Consider the following 1126-nt stretch of genomic DNA (forward strand, 5'->3'; position numbering starts at 1 on the left):
TACAGCAAAAGCAGGATAATGCAATAAAGTAGCAGGGGTAGAAACAGTTATGCCCACTGACGATAGCTCAATGGGCATAACAAATATTAAAAGTGAAATTAATTAAGATGTATGAATAGGCTGAAACCGGGCTCGCATAAACATAAATACGCCATAGCAAACCAAGCCTATAGCAACTGCACCAAGTATAAACGATCCGTAGGAAGAGTTTTCTAAAAATTGAAATGCTGCAGTGTTACCGCCTGCTTGTTGAGGATTAGACTGTAGGGCAGCCTGTAAAAATAAATAGCCAATAACAAGCCACACAACGCCTCGTGCTACGTATCCAATCTTACCTGCTCGTATCATTTGTTCTTCAATTTCGTGTTTCAAGCCTCCGCCACTCACTTTCTTTTTATATTTTTCTGTGTAGCCGTAATAGATTTGATAACACCCGATAAGCATAGTCGCTACTGCTACAATGCCTACCAGCCATTGCCCAAAAGGCTGCTGCAGAAGCTTTGTAACAAGTGTCTGGCGTGAATCCCCGTTGCTGCCTCCGTTTCCCAAGACCATTTGAGTTGCTAAAAAAGCAAAGGCACCGTATACTAGCCCACTGAAAAGGTAACGGAGGCGTTTACCAATCCCTTTTGCGTCAGAACCATTCCTTTCAGTGTCTTTTATAGCTTGTATAAAACGCCATAAAGTATAGCAGAGTAAACCCAGGGCAACTATAGCTAGCAGGATGTTACCAGCAGGTAAATCCTGGATCAGTTTTAAAATGCCTGCTTTTCCGGCACTTTCAGTAGTTTTACCCTGTAATTCGAATGCCGCCATAAATGCTATAATACCAACCAGGCAGTATACTATCCCTTTAGAAGTAAGGCCTATTTTTGCGAAATTTTCAATCCACGCTGGTGGTGGGTTTGGTACTTGGGTAGAAATATCTGACATAGTTTGAGTGCTTTAATATGTATATTAATTCCTTCCATACACGCAAAATCCATCACTATAGTTGTTGCAGCCGCATGTTAGCAGTTTTGGCATCTATTATCATATGTTGTCCTAGATAGTGATGTACAGAAGTAGGCTAATTAGTACCTGTACTTCTAAAGCAAGCTGTTGCAGAGTGTATGATTTTGTAAAA

The 1126-nt window shown here is 40.9% G+C and carries 1 protein-coding gene; it reads right to left on the reverse strand.

The window, feature by feature from the left end; all coding sequences use genetic code 11:
- Window positions 1-102: 102 nt before the first annotated feature.
- The gene (locus tag ACFQ2O_RS21765) at window positions 103-933 is read right to left on the reverse strand and encodes a DUF1206 domain-containing protein (protein ID WP_377533038.1); all 831 of its coding nucleotides are present in this window, start codon (window positions 931-933) and stop codon (window positions 103-105) included.
- Window positions 934-1126 lie beyond the last annotated feature (193 nt).

Origin of the sequence: Pontibacter rugosus (assembly GCF_042678745.1) — a bacterium.
Lineage (GTDB): Bacteria > Bacteroidota > Bacteroidia > Cytophagales > Hymenobacteraceae > Pontibacter > Pontibacter rugosus.

What these genes read in the sequence shown, in the direction of transcription:
- ACFQ2O_RS21765 (WP_377533038.1), bottom strand. Translation starts at nt 933, where the DNA reads ATGTCAGATATTTCTACCCAAGTACCAAACCCACCACCAGCGTGGATT.